Origin of the sequence: Streptomyces kunmingensis (assembly GCF_039533535.1) — a bacterium.
Classification (GTDB): Bacteria; Actinomycetota; Actinomycetes; order Streptomycetales; family Streptomycetaceae; genus Streptomyces; species Streptomyces kunmingensis.
Window position 1 is genome coordinate 188,567 of sequence record NZ_BAAATS010000007.1, and the last position, 17,977, is coordinate 206,543.

At 71.0% G+C, this 17,977-nt stretch carries 16 protein-coding genes; 13 read left to right on the plus strand and 3 right to left on the minus strand.

Going from position 1 to position 17,977, the window contains the following annotated elements:
• Positions 1-49 precede the first annotated feature (49 nt).
• From ABD366_RS12985 to ABD366_RS13010, 6 genes are read left to right on the plus strand one after another with little or no spacing between them, the layout of a single operon-like run.
• Positions 50-856, plus strand: coding sequence for an acetoacetate decarboxylase family protein (locus tag ABD366_RS12985; protein WP_324777247.1), 807 nt, complete (start codon positions 50-52; stop codon positions 854-856).
• A 43-nt stretch (positions 857-899) separates the two neighbouring features.
• The gene (locus tag ABD366_RS12990; protein WP_324777249.1) at positions 900-2,363 is read left to right on the plus strand and encodes an aldehyde dehydrogenase; all 1,464 of its coding nucleotides are present in this window, start codon (positions 900-902) and stop codon (positions 2,361-2,363) included.
• Positions 2,356-3,291 carry a 3,4-dihydroxyphenylacetate 2,3-dioxygenase gene (locus ABD366_RS12995; protein ID WP_324777251.1) on the plus strand — a complete coding sequence of 312 codons (936 nt, stop codon included), beginning with the start codon at positions 2,356-2,358 and terminating at the stop codon, positions 3,289-3,291. Before ABD366_RS12990 ends, ABD366_RS12995 begins: the two co-directional genes overlap by 8 nt.
• A gap of 13 nt (positions 3,292-3,304) precedes the next feature.
• A complete protein-coding gene (locus tag ABD366_RS13000; RefSeq protein ID WP_324777253.1) occupies positions 3,305-4,150 on the plus strand; it encodes a fumarylacetoacetate hydrolase family protein in 846 nt (281 codons plus the stop codon).
• A gap of 19 nt (positions 4,151-4,169) precedes the next feature.
• Positions 4,170-5,684 (plus strand): aldehyde dehydrogenase, encoded by a 1,515-nt coding sequence (locus tag ABD366_RS13005; protein WP_324777255.1) that lies wholly within the window; start codon positions 4,170-4,172, stop codon positions 5,682-5,684.
• 20 nt (positions 5,685-5,704) lie between these two features.
• Positions 5,705-6,412: a gamma-glutamyl-gamma-aminobutyrate hydrolase family protein gene (locus tag ABD366_RS13010; protein WP_324777293.1), complete on the plus strand. Its 708-nt coding sequence runs from the start codon at positions 5,705-5,707 to the stop codon at positions 6,410-6,412.
• Positions 6,413-6,430: 18 nt separating this feature from the next.
• Here the strand turns inward: ABD366_RS13010 and ABD366_RS13015 are convergent, their stop codons facing one another.
• The 3 genes from ABD366_RS13015 to ABD366_RS13025 form a co-directional block, all read right to left on the minus strand.
• On the minus strand, positions 6,431-7,003 hold the full coding sequence (locus ABD366_RS13015; RefSeq protein ID WP_324777257.1) for a MarR family winged helix-turn-helix transcriptional regulator: 573 nt from the start codon (positions 7,001-7,003) through the stop codon (positions 6,431-6,433).
• Positions 7,004-7,135: 132 nt separating this feature from the next.
• Positions 7,136-8,410 carry a cytochrome P450 gene (locus tag ABD366_RS13020; RefSeq protein WP_324777259.1) on the minus strand — a complete coding sequence of 425 codons (1,275 nt, stop codon included), beginning with the start codon at positions 8,408-8,410 and terminating at the stop codon, positions 7,136-7,138.
• 26 nt (positions 8,411-8,436) lie between these two features.
• Positions 8,437-9,792 carry a glutamine synthetase family protein gene (locus tag ABD366_RS13025; RefSeq protein WP_324777261.1) on the minus strand — a complete coding sequence of 452 codons (1,356 nt, stop codon included), beginning with the start codon at positions 9,790-9,792 and terminating at the stop codon, positions 8,437-8,439.
• A 313-nt stretch (positions 9,793-10,105) separates the two neighbouring features.
• Here ABD366_RS13025 and ABD366_RS13030 point away from each other — a divergent pair, with 313 nt between their 5' ends.
• The 7 genes from ABD366_RS13030 to ABD366_RS13060 all read left to right on the plus strand — a co-directional run bounded on the left by ABD366_RS13030 (position 10,106) and on the right by ABD366_RS13060 (position 17,966).
• Entirely contained in the window at positions 10,106-11,566 is a 1,461-nt protein-coding gene (locus ABD366_RS13030; RefSeq protein WP_324777263.1) for an APC family permease, read from the plus strand.
• Between the two features lie 32 nt (positions 11,567-11,598).
• The gene (locus tag ABD366_RS13035) at positions 11,599-12,336 is read left to right on the plus strand and encodes a gamma-glutamyl-gamma-aminobutyrate hydrolase family protein (protein ID WP_324777265.1); all 738 of its coding nucleotides are present in this window, start codon (positions 11,599-11,601) and stop codon (positions 12,334-12,336) included.
• 46 nt (positions 12,337-12,382) lie between these two features.
• Positions 12,383-13,003 (plus strand): cysteine hydrolase family protein, encoded by a 621-nt coding sequence (locus ABD366_RS13040; RefSeq protein WP_324777267.1) that lies wholly within the window; start codon positions 12,383-12,385, stop codon positions 13,001-13,003.
• 536 nt (positions 13,004-13,539) lie between these two features.
• Positions 13,540-15,015 carry a pyridoxal phosphate-dependent decarboxylase family protein gene (locus ABD366_RS13045; protein WP_324777269.1) on the plus strand — a complete coding sequence of 492 codons (1,476 nt, stop codon included), beginning with the start codon at positions 13,540-13,542 and terminating at the stop codon, positions 15,013-15,015.
• Positions 15,012-16,565 (plus strand): phenylacetate--CoA ligase family protein, encoded by a 1,554-nt coding sequence (locus ABD366_RS13050; protein ID WP_324777271.1) that lies wholly within the window; start codon positions 15,012-15,014, stop codon positions 16,563-16,565. Before ABD366_RS13045 ends, ABD366_RS13050 begins: the two co-directional genes overlap by 4 nt.
• A 65-nt stretch (positions 16,566-16,630) precedes the next feature.
• Complete coding sequence (locus ABD366_RS13055; RefSeq protein WP_324777273.1) at positions 16,631-17,065, plus strand: hypothetical protein; 435 nt, start codon at positions 16,631-16,633, stop codon at positions 17,063-17,065.
• Between the two features lie 55 nt (positions 17,066-17,120).
• Complete coding sequence (locus tag ABD366_RS13060) at positions 17,121-17,966, plus strand: hypothetical protein (protein WP_324777275.1); 846 nt, start codon at positions 17,121-17,123, stop codon at positions 17,964-17,966.
• Positions 17,967-17,977: the final 11 nt, after the last annotated feature.

Here is a 17,977-nt window from a genome sequence, read left to right on the forward strand (position 1 = left end):
CGAACTGCTCCGGCTCCCCGTCCCTGCCGCCCGACCCTGAGGAAGCGCTGTGACCGGTGTCCGCGGATACTTCCATCCCAAGACGGCGACGGGCGCCTCCTCGCTCGTCCCCGAACCGCCGTGGCACTACTCCGGCGATCTGCTCACCGTCGAGTACCGCACCGACCCGGCCCGGGTGCGCGAACTGCTGCCCGAACCGCTGCGGCTCGCCGAGGTGGACCCCGGCGCCGTCGCACTGATCTGGGCCGACTGGCAGTCCTGCGCCGCCTCGGGCGAGGAACTCCTCGATCCGGTGCGGGCCCAGTACAAAGAGGCGTTCGCCGTCGTCCGCTGCACCTACCGGGGGCGGACGTACACGCGCTGTGTGTACATCTGGGTCGACAAGGACTTCGCGCTCGCCCGGGGACTGCACCAGGGCTACCCGAAGAAGCTGGGCTCCATCCACCAGACCCGCCCGCACCCCTACGGGCCCGCCCCGCGGGTCGGCGCCGGCGCCCGCTTCGGCGCCACCCTCGCCGCCGCGGACCGGCGCCTCGCCCAGGTGGTCGTCACCCTGCGCGAGCCGTCCGCGGCCAACGGCTTCGTCAACAGCCACCCCATGGCCCACCACCGCTGGCTGCCCTCCGTGGAGAAGGGCAAGGGCCTGGCGCTCGACGAGCTGATCGAGTCCGAAGCCGCATCCTTCGAAGGGGGCCAACCATGGGTCGGCGAAGCGCAGTTGGAGCTTTTCGAGGCGCCCACGGAGGAACTGTCCCGGCTGGAGATCCGGGAGCCGATCGCCGCGTACTACCGGCAGGTCGGCGTGGTGTGGGACGGCGGCCGACTCCTGGAGTCCGGCACCTCCGGCGCCCGATGACCCAGCGAGCCCCGACCGAGCCGACCCCCGGGAGCCTGACGACATGAGCGGACCCACCACCACCGTCGCCGGAGTCACCGTCGACACCCGGCACTGGATCGGCGGCGCACGCCGCGCATCGGCCGGCACCTTCACGGACATGTCACCCATCGACGGCACGGCCCTCGGCGAGATCGCCCGCGGCACCCCCGTCGAGGCCGAGGCCGCCGTCGCCGCGGCCAAGGAAGCGTTCCCCGGCTGGGCCGCGACCCCCAGGACCGAACGCGCCCGCGTCCTGCGTGCCGTAGCCGACGGCGTGGAGAAGCGGATCGAGGAACTGGCCGTCGTGGAGACCGCCGACAACGGAGCCCTCCTGCGCTCCCACCGCCGGGCCGTCATGCCCAGGGTCGCGCACAACTTCCGCTTCTTCGCCGACCGGTTGCTCAGCCTCGAGCACGAGGACTTCGCCACCCGGGGCCACACCAACCACGTCAGCTGGGACCCGGCAGGACCGTGCGTGCTCATCACCCCGTGGAACGCGCCCCTGATGCTGGCCACGTGGAAGGTGGCCCCGGCCCTCGCCGCCGGGAACACGGTGATCCTGAAACCCGCCGAATGGTCGCCGCTGACCGCCTCGCTGCTCGCCGACATCGCCGCCGGGGCCGGGCTGCCCGCGGGCGTCCTCAACGTCGTCCAGGGGTACGGCTCCGAGATCGGCCCCACCCTCACCGGCCACCCGGACGTCCGCCGGATCAGCTTCACCGGTTCCGTGCGCACCGGCCGGAGCGTCGCCGCGTCGGCCGCCACCCACCTCACCCCGGTCAGCCTCGAACTCGGCGGAAAGTCACCCCTGTTGGTGTTCGCCGACGCCGATCCGGACCTGGCCGCCGAGCTCGCCGTCGAGCAGTACGACAACGCCGGACAGGTCTGTCTCGCCGCGACCCGCCTCCTGGTCGAGGAGACGGTCGTCGAGGAGTTCACCCGCCGCTTCACCGCGAAGGCGGCCCGGCTGCGCCAGGGCGACCCGCGGGACGACACCACCGACATCGGCCCCACCATCCACCCCCGCCAACTCGCGGCCGTCGACGGCTTCGTGGAGCGTGCGCTGGCGGCCGGCGCCCGCACGGTCGTCGGCGGCCACCGCCGGGGCGAGCGGTACTACGCCCCGACCCTGCTCACCGACGTCGCCCAGGACTCCGAGATCGTCCAGGAGGAGATCTTCGGACCCGTACTGACCCTGCAGACCTTCACCGACGAGGACGAGGCCGTACGACTGGCCGACGACACCCGCTTCGGCCTGGCCGCCACCCTCGTCACCGGCGACCCCGAGCGGGCCCGGCGTGTCACCGCCCGGCTGGTGGCCGGCACCGTCTGGGTCAACTGCTTCTACGTCCGCGACCTCCGCGCCCCCTTCGGCGGCGCCCGCCACTCCGGCGTCGGCCGCGAGGGCGGCAACTGGAGCTTCGACTTCTACTGCGACCTCAAGAACACGGTCACCGGGCCGAAGGGATGGCGGGACCATGGGTGAGATCGTCGGAGCCGGCCTGCTCGCCCACGTCCCCACCATCGTGCTGCCCGAGGCCGACCGCCTCGAACTCAACGAGGGCAAGGAGATCACCCTCGTCACCGGCCTGCGGCAACTGCGCGACGACGTCTTCGAGAGCGACGCCTACGACACCGTGGTCGTCCTGGACTCCCACTGGGCCACCACCGTCGAGTTCGTCGTCACCGCACAGCCCCGCCGCTCCGGCCTGTTCACCTCCGAGGAACTGCCGCGCGGCATGTGCCGTATGCCCTACGACTTCCCCGGCGACCCCGAACTCGCCCACCACGTCGCCTCGTTCGCGGACCGGCACGGCACCTGGATCACCCCGATCGACGACGCGTACCTGCCCATCTACTACGCCACCACCAACCTCTGGAAGTTCCTCGGCGAAGGGCTGCCGGACAAGCGGTGGGTGACCGTCGGCGTCTGCCAGACCGGCGACATGGAGGACCACCTGCGGCTCGGTCGCGCGCTGGCCGACGGCATCGCCGCCACCCCAGGGCGCCGGGTCCTCCTCATCGCCTCCGGCGCCCTCTCGCACACCTTCTGGCCGCTGCGCGAACTGCGCGCCCACGAGTCCGGCGACCCGGCGCACATCTTCACCCCCGAGGCACGGGCGGCCGATCACCAGCGCATCGCCTGGTTCAAGGAGGGCCGCCACGACAAGGTCCTGGACCGCATGGACGAGTTCTGGAAACACCGGCCCGAGGCGAAGTTCTTCCACTACCTGATGATGGCCGGGGCCCTTGGCGAGCAGGCGTGCACCGCGCGGGCCCGCCAGTACGGCGCGTACGAGAACTCCATCGGCACCGGCCAGGTCCACCTCTGGTTCGACCGGCCCGAGCACGGCTGGACCGGCACCGGGCTGCCCGCGCCGGCCGCCCCGCGCACCCCGCACAGCCGTACCTGAGGAGGTCTCCGCCATGTCCGAGCACCGCCGCATCCTGCTCGACGGGGCAGCCGTGGACACCGTCCGCGACGGCGACGAACTGGTCGCCGGGGACGGGCGCCGCGTCCAGGCGCGGGACGCCACGCACCTGCCCCCGGTCGTGCCGACCAAAGTGATCGCCGTCCACCTCAACCACCGCAGCCGCGTCGAGGAGTTCGGGATCCGCCTGCCCACCACGCCCACCTACTTCCACAAGCCCACCTCGGCGCTCAACTCGCACCAGGGCGCGGTCGTACGCCCCGAAGGCTGTCACTGGCTCAACTACGAGGGAGAGATCGCCGTCGTCATCGGCAGGACCGCACGCAACATCTCCCCGGCCGAAGCGGGCGCGTACATCGCCGGCTACACCGTGGCCGACGACTTCGGCCTGCACGACTTCCGCGACACCGACGCGGGCTCCATGCTCCGCGTCAAGGGCTCGGACACCCTGTGCCCGCTCGGCCCCGGCCTGGTCACGGAGTGGGACTTCCACGGCAAGAGGCTGCACACCTACGTCAACGGCCGGGTCGTCCAGGACGGCTCCACGGACGAGATGACCTGGGACATGCACTACCTCGTCGCCGACATCGCCCGCACCATCACCCTCTACCCAGGTGACGTGCTGCTGTCCGGTACCCCGGCGGGCTCCCGGCCCGTGCACCCCGGCGACGTCGTCGAGGTCGCGGTCGAGGGGCTGGGCCGGCTCGTCAACCACATCGTCGCCGGCCCCACAGCCGTCCGCACGGACGTCGGCGCCCAGCCCTCCGCATCCGAGGAGGTGCTCTCCACCGCGCTCGGCGGCGACTGGGAGTTCCGCGGCATCAGGCCACCGAAGCGCTGACCACACCCGGGAGGGCCGCATGACACCCGACACGCACGCCGTCACGCACGCCGTCACGCACGAGGAATGGATCCGCCGCGCCAAGGCGCTCGCACCCGTCGGCGCCCATCTGATCGACGGCGCCGACGCCCCGGGCGCGGGCAGCAGCTTCGGCGCGCTCTCGCCCCGCGACGGCCGGACCCTGGCCGACGTCGCCGACGCGGGCCCGGCCGAGATCGACGCCGCCGTCACCGCCGCGCGCCGCGCCTTCGACGCCGGCCCCTGGCCCCGCCTGGAGCCCGCCGAACGCGGACAGGTCCTGCTGCGCCTCGCCGGCCTGCTGGAGGAACACCGGGCGGAGCTGGCGCTCACCATCAGCCTGGAGATGGGCAAACCCATCACCGAGGCACACGACATCGAACTCTCCGCCGTCGCCGGCACGTTCCGCTGGTACGGCCAGCTCGCCGGCAAGCTCACCGACGAGGTGGCGCACACCACCCCGGACGCCCTCGCCCTCGTCACCCGGGAGCCCGCGGGCGTCGTGGGCGCGGTCGTCCCCTGGAACTTCCCGCTGACGCTCGCGGGCTGGAAGGTGGCCCCGGCGCTCGCCGCCGGCTGCACGGTCGTCCTGAAACCCTCGGAACACGCACCGCTGTCGGCGTCCGTGCTCGGGCGTCTGGGCCTGGAGGCCGGACTGCCGCCCGGCGTCCTCAACGTCGTCAACGGAGCGGGCCCGGTGGCGGGCCGGGCCCTCGGCCTGCACCCCGGGGTCGACGTCCTCGCCTTCACCGGCTCCACCGCCGTCGGCCGGCACTTCCTGCGCCACGCGGCCGACTCCAACCTCAAGCGCGTCTGGCTGGAACTGGGCGGGAAATCACCCAACATCGTGCTTCCCGACGCCCCCGACCTGGATCAGGCCGCGGCCACCGCCGCCTGGGGCATCTTCTTCAACCAGGGCGAGATGTGCACCGCGCCCTCCCGTCTCCTCGTCCACTCCTCCATCGCCGAACAGGTCACCGAGGCCGTCGTGGCACGCGCCCGCGCGCTGCGGGTGGGCGACCCCCTCGACCCGGCGACCGAGATGGGCGCCCTGGTCGGCGAGGGCCACCTCCACCGGGTGCTCGGCCATGTCCGTACCGCCGTCGAGGACGGCGCCCGCCTGCGCACCGGCGGCGCGCGCACCCTGACCGGCACCGGCGGCGTCTACCTCGAACCGACCGTCTTCGACCGGGTCGCGCCGGACAGCCCCCTGGCGCGCGAAGAGGTATTCGGGCCCGTGCTCTCCGTCTTCCCCTTCGACGACCTCGACGAGGCGGTGACCCTCGCCAACGCCAGCGAGTACGGGCTCGCGGCCGGGCTGTGGACCTCCGACCTGAGCACCGCACACCGCGTCTCACGCGCCCTCAGGGCCGGCACGGTGTGGGTCAACTGCTACGAGAGGGGCGATCTGACCGTGCCCTTCGGCGGCATGAAGCAGTCCGGCAACGGACGCGACAAGTCCGCCCACGCGCTGGAGAAGTACACCGAACTGAAGACCACCTGGATCCAGTTGTGACCCCCCGCCCGCTGATAGCGATGCCCGCCCGCTTCTCCGCCGTCAGCTCCTGCCTGCCCGAGCCGGGGGAGGTCAACGCCCGCGCCCTGATCGCCTCCGTCTGGCGGGCCGGCGGTGAACCCGCCACCCTCCACCCGTACGCCCCCGAGGGCACGGCCGATCCCGAGGACGTGCGCGCCCGGCTCGCCCGCTTCGACGGGCTGCTGCTCCCCGGCGGCGGTGACATCGCCCCGCACCGCTACGGGGCGGGGCGCACCCACCGGACCGTCTACGACGTGGACGACGAACAGGACGCGTTCGACCTGGAGGCGGCCCGGCAGGCCCTCGCGTGCGGAGTGCCGCTGCTGGCGATCTGCCGGGGCCTCCAGGTGGTCAACACGGCCCTGGGCGGCACCCTCCACCAGGACATGAACGGCGCCGACGGCTCCGGGCAGGGCCACCGGCACCTCCGGCAGTCCGTCTCCTTCGCCTCCCGGTCGGCCCTGGCACGGATCACCGGGACCGACAAGGCCGAGGCGTCCTGCTACCACCACCAGCACGTGGACCGCCCGGGGAAGGGGCTGCGCGTCACCGCGCGAGCCGCCGACGCCACGGTCGAAGCCCTGGAACTCACGGGCGACGGCGGCTGGTTCCTGGCCGTGCAGTGGCATCCGGAGGACACGGCGCACGAGGACTTGGTGCAGCAGCGCCTCTTCGACGCGCTCGTCGACGCGGCGCGGAGCGTCTGACTTCTTCGGGCCGGTTGCTCAGCCGCGGGCGCGGCGTCCGCTGCGGCGCGGGGTCGGGGCCGCGCCGTTCAGCAGGGTCCGGCGCCGCTCCTCGCCCTCCTCCTCGACCTGCTGCACGACGCGCCGCAGCCCGTCGGCCAGGCCACGGCATTCGGCGTCGCTCAGCCGCGAGGTGACGAAGGCCTCCTCCTCGTTGAAGGCGGGGAACACCTCGCGCATGAAGGCCTCGCCGTCGTCGGTGAGGCCGAGCAGGACGAGCCGTCCGTCGCTGGGATGGCCGGTGCGCCGCAGCAGCCCCCGCGACTCCAGCGTGCGCGCGACACCGGTCAGGGTGCCCTTCGAGATGCCGGCCTCCTCGGCGACGTGCCGGGTCTCGGACTCGCCCCAGACCCACACCACCCACAGCACCACGAAGCCGGTCCATGTCAGGTCCGAACCGCGCAGCACCGAGTTCTCCAGGTGCTGGCGGACGGCGGACGCCGCGCGGTAGATGTTGGCGACCGCCGCCATCTGCTCACGCCGGACGGGGATGCCGCCGAGTTTCGCCTCGGCGAGGCTCTCCGCCTGACGGATGGACCGCTGGCTCGGCACGGGCGCTCCCTCACAGTCATGACCGGTCCCGCGCGCGCCGCCGGAACCACGGTCGTTCGGCACCGAATCATACGGGGGCACGTCCGCGCGGCCCGTCCCCCGACCGGGCCGCGCTCGGACAGGCTCCTTCTCTCACCTCAGGGTGACCGTCACGGGCAGCTCCTTGATGCCGTTGACGAAGTTGGAGCGGACCCGGCGGACCGGACCGCTGAGGCGGATGTCCGCGAGGCGTGGGATCAGCTCCTCGAACATGATGCGGATCTCGGTGCGGGCGAGCAGGTTGCCCAGGCACAGGTGCGGGCTCGTCTTGCCGAAGGTGACGTGGTCGTTGGGGGTGCGGGTCACGTCGAAGACGTACGGGTCGGGGAACACGTCCTCGTCGCGGTTGCCGGAGGCGTACCACATGACGACCTTCTCGCCCTGCCTGATGGGCCGGCCGCCGAGCTCGGTGTCGCGGGTCGCTGTGCGCCGGAAGTGGTAGACGGGGGAGGCCCAGCGCAGGAACTCCTCCACGGCGACCGGCAGGAGCCCGGGGTCCCGGCGGAGCAGGTCGAGCTGCTCGGGGTGCTGGGTGAGGGCCAGCATGGTGTGGCTGATGGCGTGGCGCGTCGTCTCGTTGCCCGCGACGACCAGGAGCAGGAAGTAGTTGTCGAAGTCCTGCGCGGAGAGCGGCACGCCGTCGCGCGGGGTCTGGTTGACGAGGCGGGTGATCAGGTCGTCGCCTTGGCCGCCCTTGCGCTGCCGGGCCAGCTCACGTCCGTAGGCGAAGACCTCGGTGGCGGCGGGGGAGCGGAAGGGGAGATCGCGGTAGCGCTCGCTGTCCGGGTCGTCGAGCAGTACGTCCGCGTAGTCGGGGTCCGTGTTGCCGATGATGCGGTTGCCCCAGTCGATGAGCCGGCGGTTGTCCTCGGGCGGCACGTCGAGGAGGCGGGCGAGGACGTTGATGGGGAAGTCGGCCGCGACGTGGGTGACGAAGTCGAACGTGCCGAGGGGCAGCGCCGCGTCCAGGGTGCGGACGGTCAGGCCGCGCAGGAAGTCGGTGTACCGGCTGATGACGCTGTGCCCGAACTGCCGTTGCAGCAGTGTGCGCAGCGCGCGGTGCCGGGTGCCGTCGAGTTCCAGGATGGAGGCGCGTTTGGCGATCTGGTCGTCGTCGACCTCTTCCAGGTTGACGAACCGGGTCGAGGTGAAGGTCTCAGGGTCCCGGTCGACGGCGACGATGTCCGGGTGCCGGGTCAGCGCCCAGAACCCCGAGTTGGGCGCGGCCTCGGGCTGCCAGTGGACCGGGTCCTGGTGGCGCAGGGTGTGGAACATGCGCCACGGCTGTGTGCCGTCGCTGAAGCGGTCGAGGTCGGTGAGGTCGACCTCGTCGAGGGGCAGTGGCTCGACCGGGGCGGATGCCGTCATCGAGGGCTCCTTGGGGGCGGTCCGGATCACAGATGGTCGGCGTACTCGGTGAACTCCCAGTCCGTGACGTGGCTGTGGAAGCGGCCGACCTCGTCGCGCTTGTAGGTGAGGTAGGCGCTGACGAAGTCCTTGCCGAGGAGGCGGGTGAGGCCGGTGTCCGCCTCCAGCGCGTCGAGCGCGGCGGGCAGGCTCATGGGCAGCAGCGCCGCGCGGGCGGTGTCGTACCCGTACCCCTCCAGCGGGGCGGGCGGCTCCGTCGCGTCGAGGACACCGAGCAGGGCTGCCGCGGCGGTGGCGGCGATCAGCAGATAGGGGTTGGCGGAGGCGTCCCCGAGCCGTAGTTCGAGCCGGGCACCGGACCCGCGCTCGGGCGGCACACGCACCATGGCGCTGCGGTTGTCCAGGCCCCAGTCGATGAGCCAGGGGGCCAGGGTGTCGGGGCCGAAGCGCTTGTAGGAGTTGACCGTCGGGTTGAGGAGTGCGGCGAGCGCCGGGGCGTGCGTGAGCAGGCCGGCGACGGCGTGCCGGGCGGTGGCCGACAGGCCGTACGCGCCCGCCGGGTCGTCGAAGACGTTGCGGCCGTCGCCGTCGGTGCACGACAGGTGCAGATGGAAACCCGAACCGCCCGCGTCGTTGAAGGGCTTGGCCATGAAGGTGGCCATCCGGCCTTCTTTGCGGGCGAGTTCCTTGACGGCGGACCTGAGGCGGAACGCCCGGTCGGCGGCGTCCAGTGCCGTGGAGTGCCGGAGGTTGATCTCGAACTGCGCCCCGTCGAACTCGTGGTTCCCGGTGGTGATGCCGATGCCCAGATCGCGCAGCGGGCGCAGGACGCGCAGCAGGTGGTTGTCGGGGTCGGCGCGCAGACCGGCCGTGTACACGACTCCGGTGGCCGTGCTGTAGCGGCGCCAGCCGCCCGCCGCATGCGGATCCGCCTCGCAGAGGAAGTACTCGAGTTCGGGTCCGGCGACCGGGGCGAGACCGTGCTCCGCGCACCGCGCGAGCACCGTGCGCAGCAGGTCACGGGGGGACTCGGGGGCGGGCGCCCCGGTCCTGGCGTCGGTGACGTCGCCGAGGCAGGAGGCGACTCCCGGTTCCCAGGGCAGCGGGGCGAGGGTGGCGAGGTCGGGCCGGACGAGCATGTCGGGCAGCCCGGCGTCCAGCCCTCCCGCCACCGGCACGACGTCGCCGCGCGGGGTGGTGTGGTAGACGGCCCGGCAGAAGGCGAGCCCGTGCGCGCACGCCGTCGGCAGATGGTCGAGCAGGACGTCACGGGCCCGGTCGGTGCCGAGCAGGTCGGGGTAGACCACGCGGACCACGTCGATGCCCTCCTCGACGAGCCGCTCGGTGTGCCGGCGTAGCTGGGAGGGGTCGTGTGCGCTCACCGCTGCCTCCTCGGGCAGTTGGAACGGGGCCGTGACGTGGCCCGGGCGATGAGGTCGCCCGCCGCTTGTTTGATGCCAAACGGTATGTCGACCGTAGGGACGCCGGGCGCCTGACCGCAAGCCCGGCGGCCCAACTTGCTCCGCCTCGGAGGGGATTGACCGCGTCCGCACCCGCACTTACGTTGTTTGATACCAAACGAATGGCCCGGTCGTGCTCGGCGACGCGGCCGAGATCACGGCCCGGGGCCCCACCGGACGCACCGCTCGACTCCGGTACGGCGCCGCCCCGCCCACCGATCAGCGAGGAGCCGGGATGTCGGCGGATCCGCCCCAACGCCCCGCCACCGTGCGGCTGCGGCGCAACGCCCTGGGGGTCGTAGGCGTCCTCTTCCTCGTTCTGTCGGCCCAGGCCCCGCTGACCGGTATCGCGGGCGCCGTGCCGCTGTCGGTCGCGCTCGGCAACGGCCCCGGCGTCCCGGCCGCCTATGTCGCCGCGGGTGCGGTCGTCCTGCTGTTCTCCGTCGGCTTCGTCGCGATGAGCCGTTACGTCGTCGACCCCGGCGCCTTCTACACGTACATCGGCAAAGGGCTCGGCCCGGCCGCCGGGACGGGCAGCGCCGCCGTGGCGCTCTTCGCGTACTGCACCATCCAGGCCGCGATGTACGGCCTGTACGGGGCGACGCTCGCGGGGCTCCTGCGGACGCACGCGGACATCGACGTGGCGTGGTGGATGTGGGCCCTGCTCACCATGGCGGTGGTCCAGCTCCTCGGGGTGTCCGGCATCGACATGGGCGCCCGGGTACTGGCCGTCTTCGTGCTCGCCGAGACCAGCCTCCTGCTGGCGTTCGCACTGGTCACACTGGTGCGCGGCGGCGGTCCCGAGGGGCTCGACCTGACCGGGAGCTTCTCCCCGGGCGCCGCCCTGGACGGCGCGCCCGGGGTGGCGATGATGTTCGCCGTCGCGTCCATGTTCGGCTTCGAGGCCACCGCCATCTACGGCGAGGAGGCCCGGGATCCGCACCGGACCGTGCCCCGCGCCACCTATCTGTCCATCACGCTGATCACCGCGTTCTTCGCCCTCACCTCCTGGATGGTGATCTCCGTCCACGGCGCCTCGCACGCCACCGGGGCCGCGGGCCGCGCACTGGACAGCGGCGACTCCTCGGCGTTCGTCTTCCAGCCGATCGAGGACCTGTTCGGCGCCTGGGCGGGCGATCTGCTGCCCGTCCTGCTCGCCACCTCCCTCTTCGCGGGCATTCTTGCCTTCCACAATTCGGCCAACCGCTATCTGTTCGCCCTGGGCCGCGAGGGCCGCCTCCCGCACGCCCTGTGCGCTCTGAACCGGCGCGGCGCCCCCTGGGCCGCCGGACTGCTCCAGACGGCGATCGCGGTGCTGCTGGTCGTCCCCTTCGCCCTGGCGGACAAGGATCCCGTCGTGACGCTGTTCTCCTGGTTCAGCGGCGTCGCCGTCCTGGCCATCATGCTGCTGTACTTCCTGACCTCCGTGTCCGTGGTCGTCTTCTTCCGCCGCGCGCGCCTGGACCGCCGGCTCTGGAACACCGCAGTCGCCCCCGCCCTGGGCGCCCTCGGCATCGCCGGCGCCATCTGGCTGGTCCTGGCCAACCTGACCACCCTCATCGGCGGCGACCGCACCACCGCCACCTGGCTCGCGCTGAGCGTGCCCGCCGTCTGGCTCCTCGGCGCCGCCGCCCACCGCGTCCGCCCGGTCGAGCCCACGCCCCCGCGCCCCGCCCTCCAGAAGGACCCGCCGTGAGCTGAACCCCCGTGCACCGAACTCCCCGAGGAATGCTTGTGAACCGCTCCCCCCGTCCTCTCATCGCCATCCCCGCCCGCTTCGCGGTCTCCACCTCGGCCCTGCGCCACGCTGCCGAGGTCGTCGCCCGCGCTCTGGTCGAAGCCGTCTGGCGGGCGGGCGGCGAGCCCGTGACCCTCCACCCGCACGCTCCGGGCGGGAGCAGCGACCCGGCGCTCGTCGCCGACCGCCTGCGGCGCTTCGACGGCGTCCTGCTGCCGGGCGGCGACGAACTGGCCGCGGGCCGCTACGGGACCGCGCGGGCGTACGGCACCACGTACGACGCCGATGCCGAGCAGGACGGCTTCGATCTGGCCGTGGCCCACCACGTGCTGCGCACCGATCTCCCGCTGTTGGCCATATGCCGCGGTCTCCAGGCGGTCAATGTGGCGCTCGGCGGTACTTTGCAGGAGCATCTGGCGGGCCGGCGGCGCGAGCACCACCATCTCGTCCACCAGGTCACCGTAGAGCCCGCCACCCTGCTCGAACTGAGCATGGGTGCCCGGGTGGTGACGGCGTCCTGCCTGCACCACCGGCGTGTGGACCGGCTCGGAGCAGGGCTGAAGGTCACCGCGCAGGCGACCGACGGCACCCGTGAAGCGCTTGAACTCCCGCACCGGCGCGCCTGGTTCGCCGGTGTGCAGTGGCACCCCGAGCACACCGCCCCGCACGACCCGGCCCAGCAGGCCCTGTTCGAAGCCTTCGTCCGGGCCACGGGGGCGTCCCGATGAGTACCGCACCGTTCGTCCGCTGCCCCTTCGCAGGAAAGGAAGCCTCATGAAACGTGCCCTCGTGGTCATCGACGTCCAGAACGAGTACGTCACGGGCGCCATGCCGATCGTCTTCCCGCCTCTGACCGACAGCCTCGCGAACATCGCCGCCGCCATGGACGCGGCCGCCCAGGAAGGCGTCCCGGTCGTGGTCGTCCAGCACGCGGCCCCCGCGGGCTCTCCGGTCTTCGCCCGCGGCACCCACGGTTTCGCCCTGCACGAGGTGGTGGCCTCCCGTCCGCACGACCACCTCGTGGAGAAGACACTGCCCTCGTCCTTCGCGGGCACCGACCTGGACGCCTGGCTGCGGCGCGAGGGCGTCGACACGCTCACCGTCGTCGGCTACATGACGCAGACCTGCGACGAGTCCACGACCCGCGAGGCCGTGCACCTCGGCTACCGCGTCGAAATGCTCTCCGACGCGACCGGCACCACGGACCTGTCCAACCGGGTGGGGGCTCTGCCGGCCGCTGAGATCCACCGGGCCGTGCTCGTGGTCATGCAGTCGTTCTTCGCCTATGTGGCCGGCACCGCCGAATGGATCGGAGCTGTCCGCACCAAGACGCCGCTCGGCCGCCCGGACTTTGCAGCCGCTACCGACGCGGGACAGAAAAAGAGCCACGGCTGATTTCCCCCTCAACAAAGGGCCCCGGTGAACCGCGCCGGGGCCCCTTCGTATGCCCACCCGTACGTAAGCGCTTGAATTTCGAATACCTGTCCTAGGTGAGATGGTCTCGGATGGTCCGTGGCCAGAAAAAGCTCGCCGTGAAAGGCATTCGGCGACGGGGGGTGCGCCCCCGCCGTCGGTGTCCTGACGTCGGCTCCCTGGCAGGAAACGGCTCCCCGCCGGGCGCCTGGCGTGGGGCCCGGCGCGCCGGTTGCCTGCGGTTTCCGCAGTCATATGCAGCGGAACCGGTAATTCTCCTCTGCGTGCATACGGTCCACAGTGGCCTGCCCTTTCGGTCCGATGTAGGCACGTGCATGACAAAGCCGCGGCGGTCCGGTGAGGCGTTCGGGCCAAATTGAAACGGGAGAAGGGGAATTGTGTATTTCCGTGCCGCTGACATCTACGGTGGAGCCGCTCCACTACGCCTTGGTCGGCGAAGTCTCGTTGCGTTCTAAATCATCCGGCAGCCGGTAGGGATTGTGCGAAAGGAGGCCCCTGTGACGGAACCGCTTCAGAGTGGGTTGTTGATCGAGGCATTCGATGTACAACTGTTCAGGGAAAGCGCTGAATCGGTCCTCGCCAAGCTGGAGAAGCACCTGGCCGACCTGTCGATCCGCGGCCTCGAACTCGTCGAGCCCGCACAGCTGACCCGGGCGGCCAGGGCGCTGATGACCAAGGAGCGCGACCGGCCGGCCGCCTTCGACGAGGCGCGGCTCGCGGAGATCGTCGACCTCTACATCAGGACCGGCGTCCAGGTCCATTCACCCGGCTACATGGGCCGCCAGTTCTCCGGGGTCGTCCCGCTCTCCGGCGTCGTCGACTTCGTCAGCTCCGTCGTCAACCAGCCCTCGTCGTTCTACGAGGCCGGCCAGCTGCCCAACGTCGCCGAACGGATCATGGCCGACGAGCTCAACCAGTTCATCGGCTTCGAGCCCGGCACCTTCGCCATGGTGACCACCTCCGGCGGTTCGCTGGCCAACCTGACCGCTCTGCTCACCGCCCGCAACAGGGCCTTTCCGGGCGTGTGGTCCCGCGGCAGTTCGGAGATCCCGGGGCCGTCCAGGCCCGCCGTCGCCGTCGGCGCCGACGTCCACTACAGCGTTGCCCGGGCCGCCGGCATCCTCGGCATCGGCGAGGACCGTATCGTGCGGCTCCCGCTCGACGCCGAGCGCCGCATCGATGTCCGCCGGGTCCGCCCGGCCCTGGACGAGGCCGCCCGGCAGGGCCTCGACGTGTTCTGCCTCGTCGCGTCGGCGGGCACGACCGCGGTTGGCGCGTTCGACCGGCTCGACGCGCTGGCCGCCGTCGCGCGCGAACGCGACCTGTGGCTGCACGTGGACGGGGCCCACGGCGCGAGCCTGCTGGTCTCCGACGAACTGCGGCACAAACTGCGCGGCATCGACCAGGTGGACTCCCTGGCCTGGGACGCGCACAAGATGATGTTCGTGCCGGCGCCGTGCACGCTCCTTTTCTACCGGGACCGGGAACGCAGCCGCGGGGCGTTCCGGCAGACCGCCAGCTATGTTTTCGACGACCAGCCCAGTGTGTACACGGAACTCGACAGCGGCGACAAGAACTTCGAATGCACGAAGCGCCCCATGATCATGAGCCTCTGGGTGCTCTGGGCGATGTACGGAAGGGCTCTCTTCGCCGAGAAGATCGAGTATCTGTGCCGGTTGACGCGGTACGCCCACGCGATACTCGAAGAGCAGTCCGACTTCGAGACCCTGCACTACCCCGAGGCAAATATCATCTGTTTTCGCTATCGACCGGAATGGGTTGACGAGGACGAAGTGGCCAGGTTCCAGGTGGAGATCAGGAACCGGGTCAAACACCGGGGGAATTTCTTCATATCGAAAGTCGACGTGGACGGAGTGGCCGCCCTTCGTGTGGTCATGATGAATCACCAGATCACGACCGGGCACTTTCAGATGCTTCTCGATGAGATACGGAAGGCAGGAAAAGCTCAGTGACGAACTCGTACGGGGCCGCGGCGTCGCCCGCCGACGTCCAGTCCATGGTCAACCGGATCATCCCCGATGCGGAACTGACTCCACCCACCATCGACGCCGTGACGCTGCTGCCGTCGTTCGCCGAGAAGATGCGCGAGTGCGAACGGATCTGCCGGCAGCCGTACAGCGAGATCTCCCACGAGATCCAGGACGCCCTGGTCCTGCGCCGGCTGCAGCAGATGATCCACACCATCGGGCTCAACCCGGTCTGGCGCGCACGCCTGGAGACCGCGGGGGCGGACAAGCCCCCGGAGAGCTTCGAGGCGTGGCAGCACGTGCCGCTGTCCGACAAGGACACCCAGCGCGACCTCTTCATGGGCTCCCGCGACGGCATGGTCGTCCCGCACGGCCGCGGCGGGTTCGAGGTGGTCGCCAGCGGCGGCACCAGCACAGGCAAACCCCTGGAGACCGTGTACTCCCTGCGGGAACTGCGCGACACCTATGAGGTGGCCGGCCGGTTCCTCGGCACCTACCAGCTCAACGACCACCTGGCCGGCGCCGATCCCAAGTGGCTGCTCACCACGCTCGCCGACTACCAGATGTGGAGCAGCGGCACGATGGTCGGCGGCGTGCTCCAGAACGTGCCGGGCGTCAACTACATCGGCGCGGGCCCCGTCACCGCCCCCGTTCTGGAACACCTCTTCTCCTACCGGGGACCCAAGGCGCTGATGGGTATCTCGGCGGGTATCGCCATCCTCGCCGAGCTGGGCGCGGGCATGAGCCGCCAGGCCAGAGAGAGTTTCCGGGTCGCCCTGTACGGCAGCGGTGTGCTGCCCCGGCGCAACCGGGCCGAACTGAAGGCGCTCTACCCCAATCTGGCGATCCTCAGCTACTTCGCCGCCACGCAGGCGGAGACCATCGGTCTGCAGCTCGACGAGGCGAGCCCCGTGCTGACCGCGGTTCCGGGCCTGCACCTCATCGAGATCGTCGACGAGGAGGGGTTCTGGGTCCCCGTGGGCGAGGAGGGGGAGCTGGTCGTCACGCGGCTGCACGCCCACGAAGCGCCCCTGCTGCGGCTGAAGCTGGGCGACCGCATGATCCGCAGGCCCCGGCTCGACGGGTATCCGGGGCCGCAGGCCCAGCAGTTCGAGTTCGCCGGCCGCACCGGCGACGTCCTGCATCTCAACGACAGCCAGTACTCCGCGGCCCGCGCGTACGACGCGCTGCGTGACGAACTCAAGTCGGTGGGCGTGGTGGACCTGGACCAGTCGGCCCACGAGATCCAGTTCGCCAACCACCGCGAGAACCGCACCATCACCCTGTACGCCGCCGTGGACGACGTACTCGGACTGACCTACCGCGTCGACTCCATGCTCGGCCCGCAGGGGCTGCAGCAGGTGTTCGTCAACGCCCTGCCGCGGTCCCTCTCCCTGTTCAACGACGGCGAGGCCAACGCCGCCTCGATCGCGAAGACCGGCTACACCCTGCTCGTCAGGTTCGTACCCCGGCACTCGCCGGACATCGAGCGCACGGCGGTCGGCAAGGTGCCGCTGGTCCGTGACCACACCTGATCCGGCGCCCCGGAAGGAGACCCCCTGACCACCGCGTCACCCCCAGAGTCCCGCAGGAGGAACGAGTGGCTTACAAACCGCAGGTCAACATAGTCGCCGTGGTCGATGTCATCGGCGCCCTCTCCGGAGGAACACTGCTCAACGGCAATCTCTGCATGATGGACAACGGCGACCACGACAGCAGCGGACAGGGCACGCCGTACCTGTGCACCGTCGTCCGCCCCGGCCAGGTCGTCCAGTGGACCGTCCTCGCCGTCGACCTGCAGACCCCGGTCGAGATCAAGGGCATCACCTTCCTCGGCCAGAACGGCGAGGTGGTGCCCGCCGACCGGCTGTCCGCCGAGGGGGACGGCGACAAGCTCGACCTGGCGCACTGGGCCGGCATGGTCCCGCCGTCCCTCACCCCCGGCACACCCCACAAGTACCGCCTGGAACTGCAGATGTACGAGGGCGCGCACAGTGTGCTGCACGTCGACTCGCCGGCCCTGATGGGCGCATGAGCGCGACCGCGGGTCCGCACCGACCGGCGACAACCCAGAACGACGAGGTGGAAGCATGGCTCAACAGCTGGCGATCATCGTGCTCGTGGACGTGGGCAGCGCCCTCGAGGCCAACACGCTCCAGGGAAACACGTTCCTGTTCGACAACATGAAACTGCACGGCTCGGAGGGGCAGGGCACCGGCGATCTGGTGACCGCCATCCACGGCGCCTACTGGCGTGACGGTTCCCAGGCCACGGAGCAGGTGCTCAACTGGCTGCCCTACAGCCTGGGTTCCATAGCGCCGACCGTGCCGCGCGGCTACGAGGCGGACCGGGCCCGGCAGAGCGACTCGCAGGCGCTGGCGGAGCTGGACGCGATCACGGCCAAGCCCGACGCGGCGGGCTCCGATCCGGCGGCCGAGCTGAAGCAGATCCGCAAGGCGGTCGGCACCCGGGTCAAGACGACCCGGCGCACCAAGGGCCGCCTTTCGGGACAGAAGATCCTCGACGTCACCGGCCAGGTCGTCACCGACCCCACCAAGGACGCGTACAGCTACCCCGGCCCGGTGATCACCGACATCTACGGCCAGGCCGTCGACGAGAAGATCATGTATCCGGCGGAGTACGGCTCGCCGGACCTGGTGACCGACGGCTGGTACTGGTCCGCCACCGTGGACTCCTCCCGGCCCGGCACGTACGCGTACACGATGCGCATCCAGCTCCACAAGCTGGTGCAGAAGGGGAGCGAGACGCTCTGGGAGCCGGTGAACATGACCTGCGAGTCCAAGCTCAAGGTCACCACCGAGCCCAAGGTCAACGGCTTCACCGGCGCGGGCCTGGGTCTGCTGCCCATCCGGTCGACCGACAGGGGCGGCTCCATGTACGCGCAGGGTCCCGGTCCGCACGACACCACCGCGTAGACGAGGAGCGG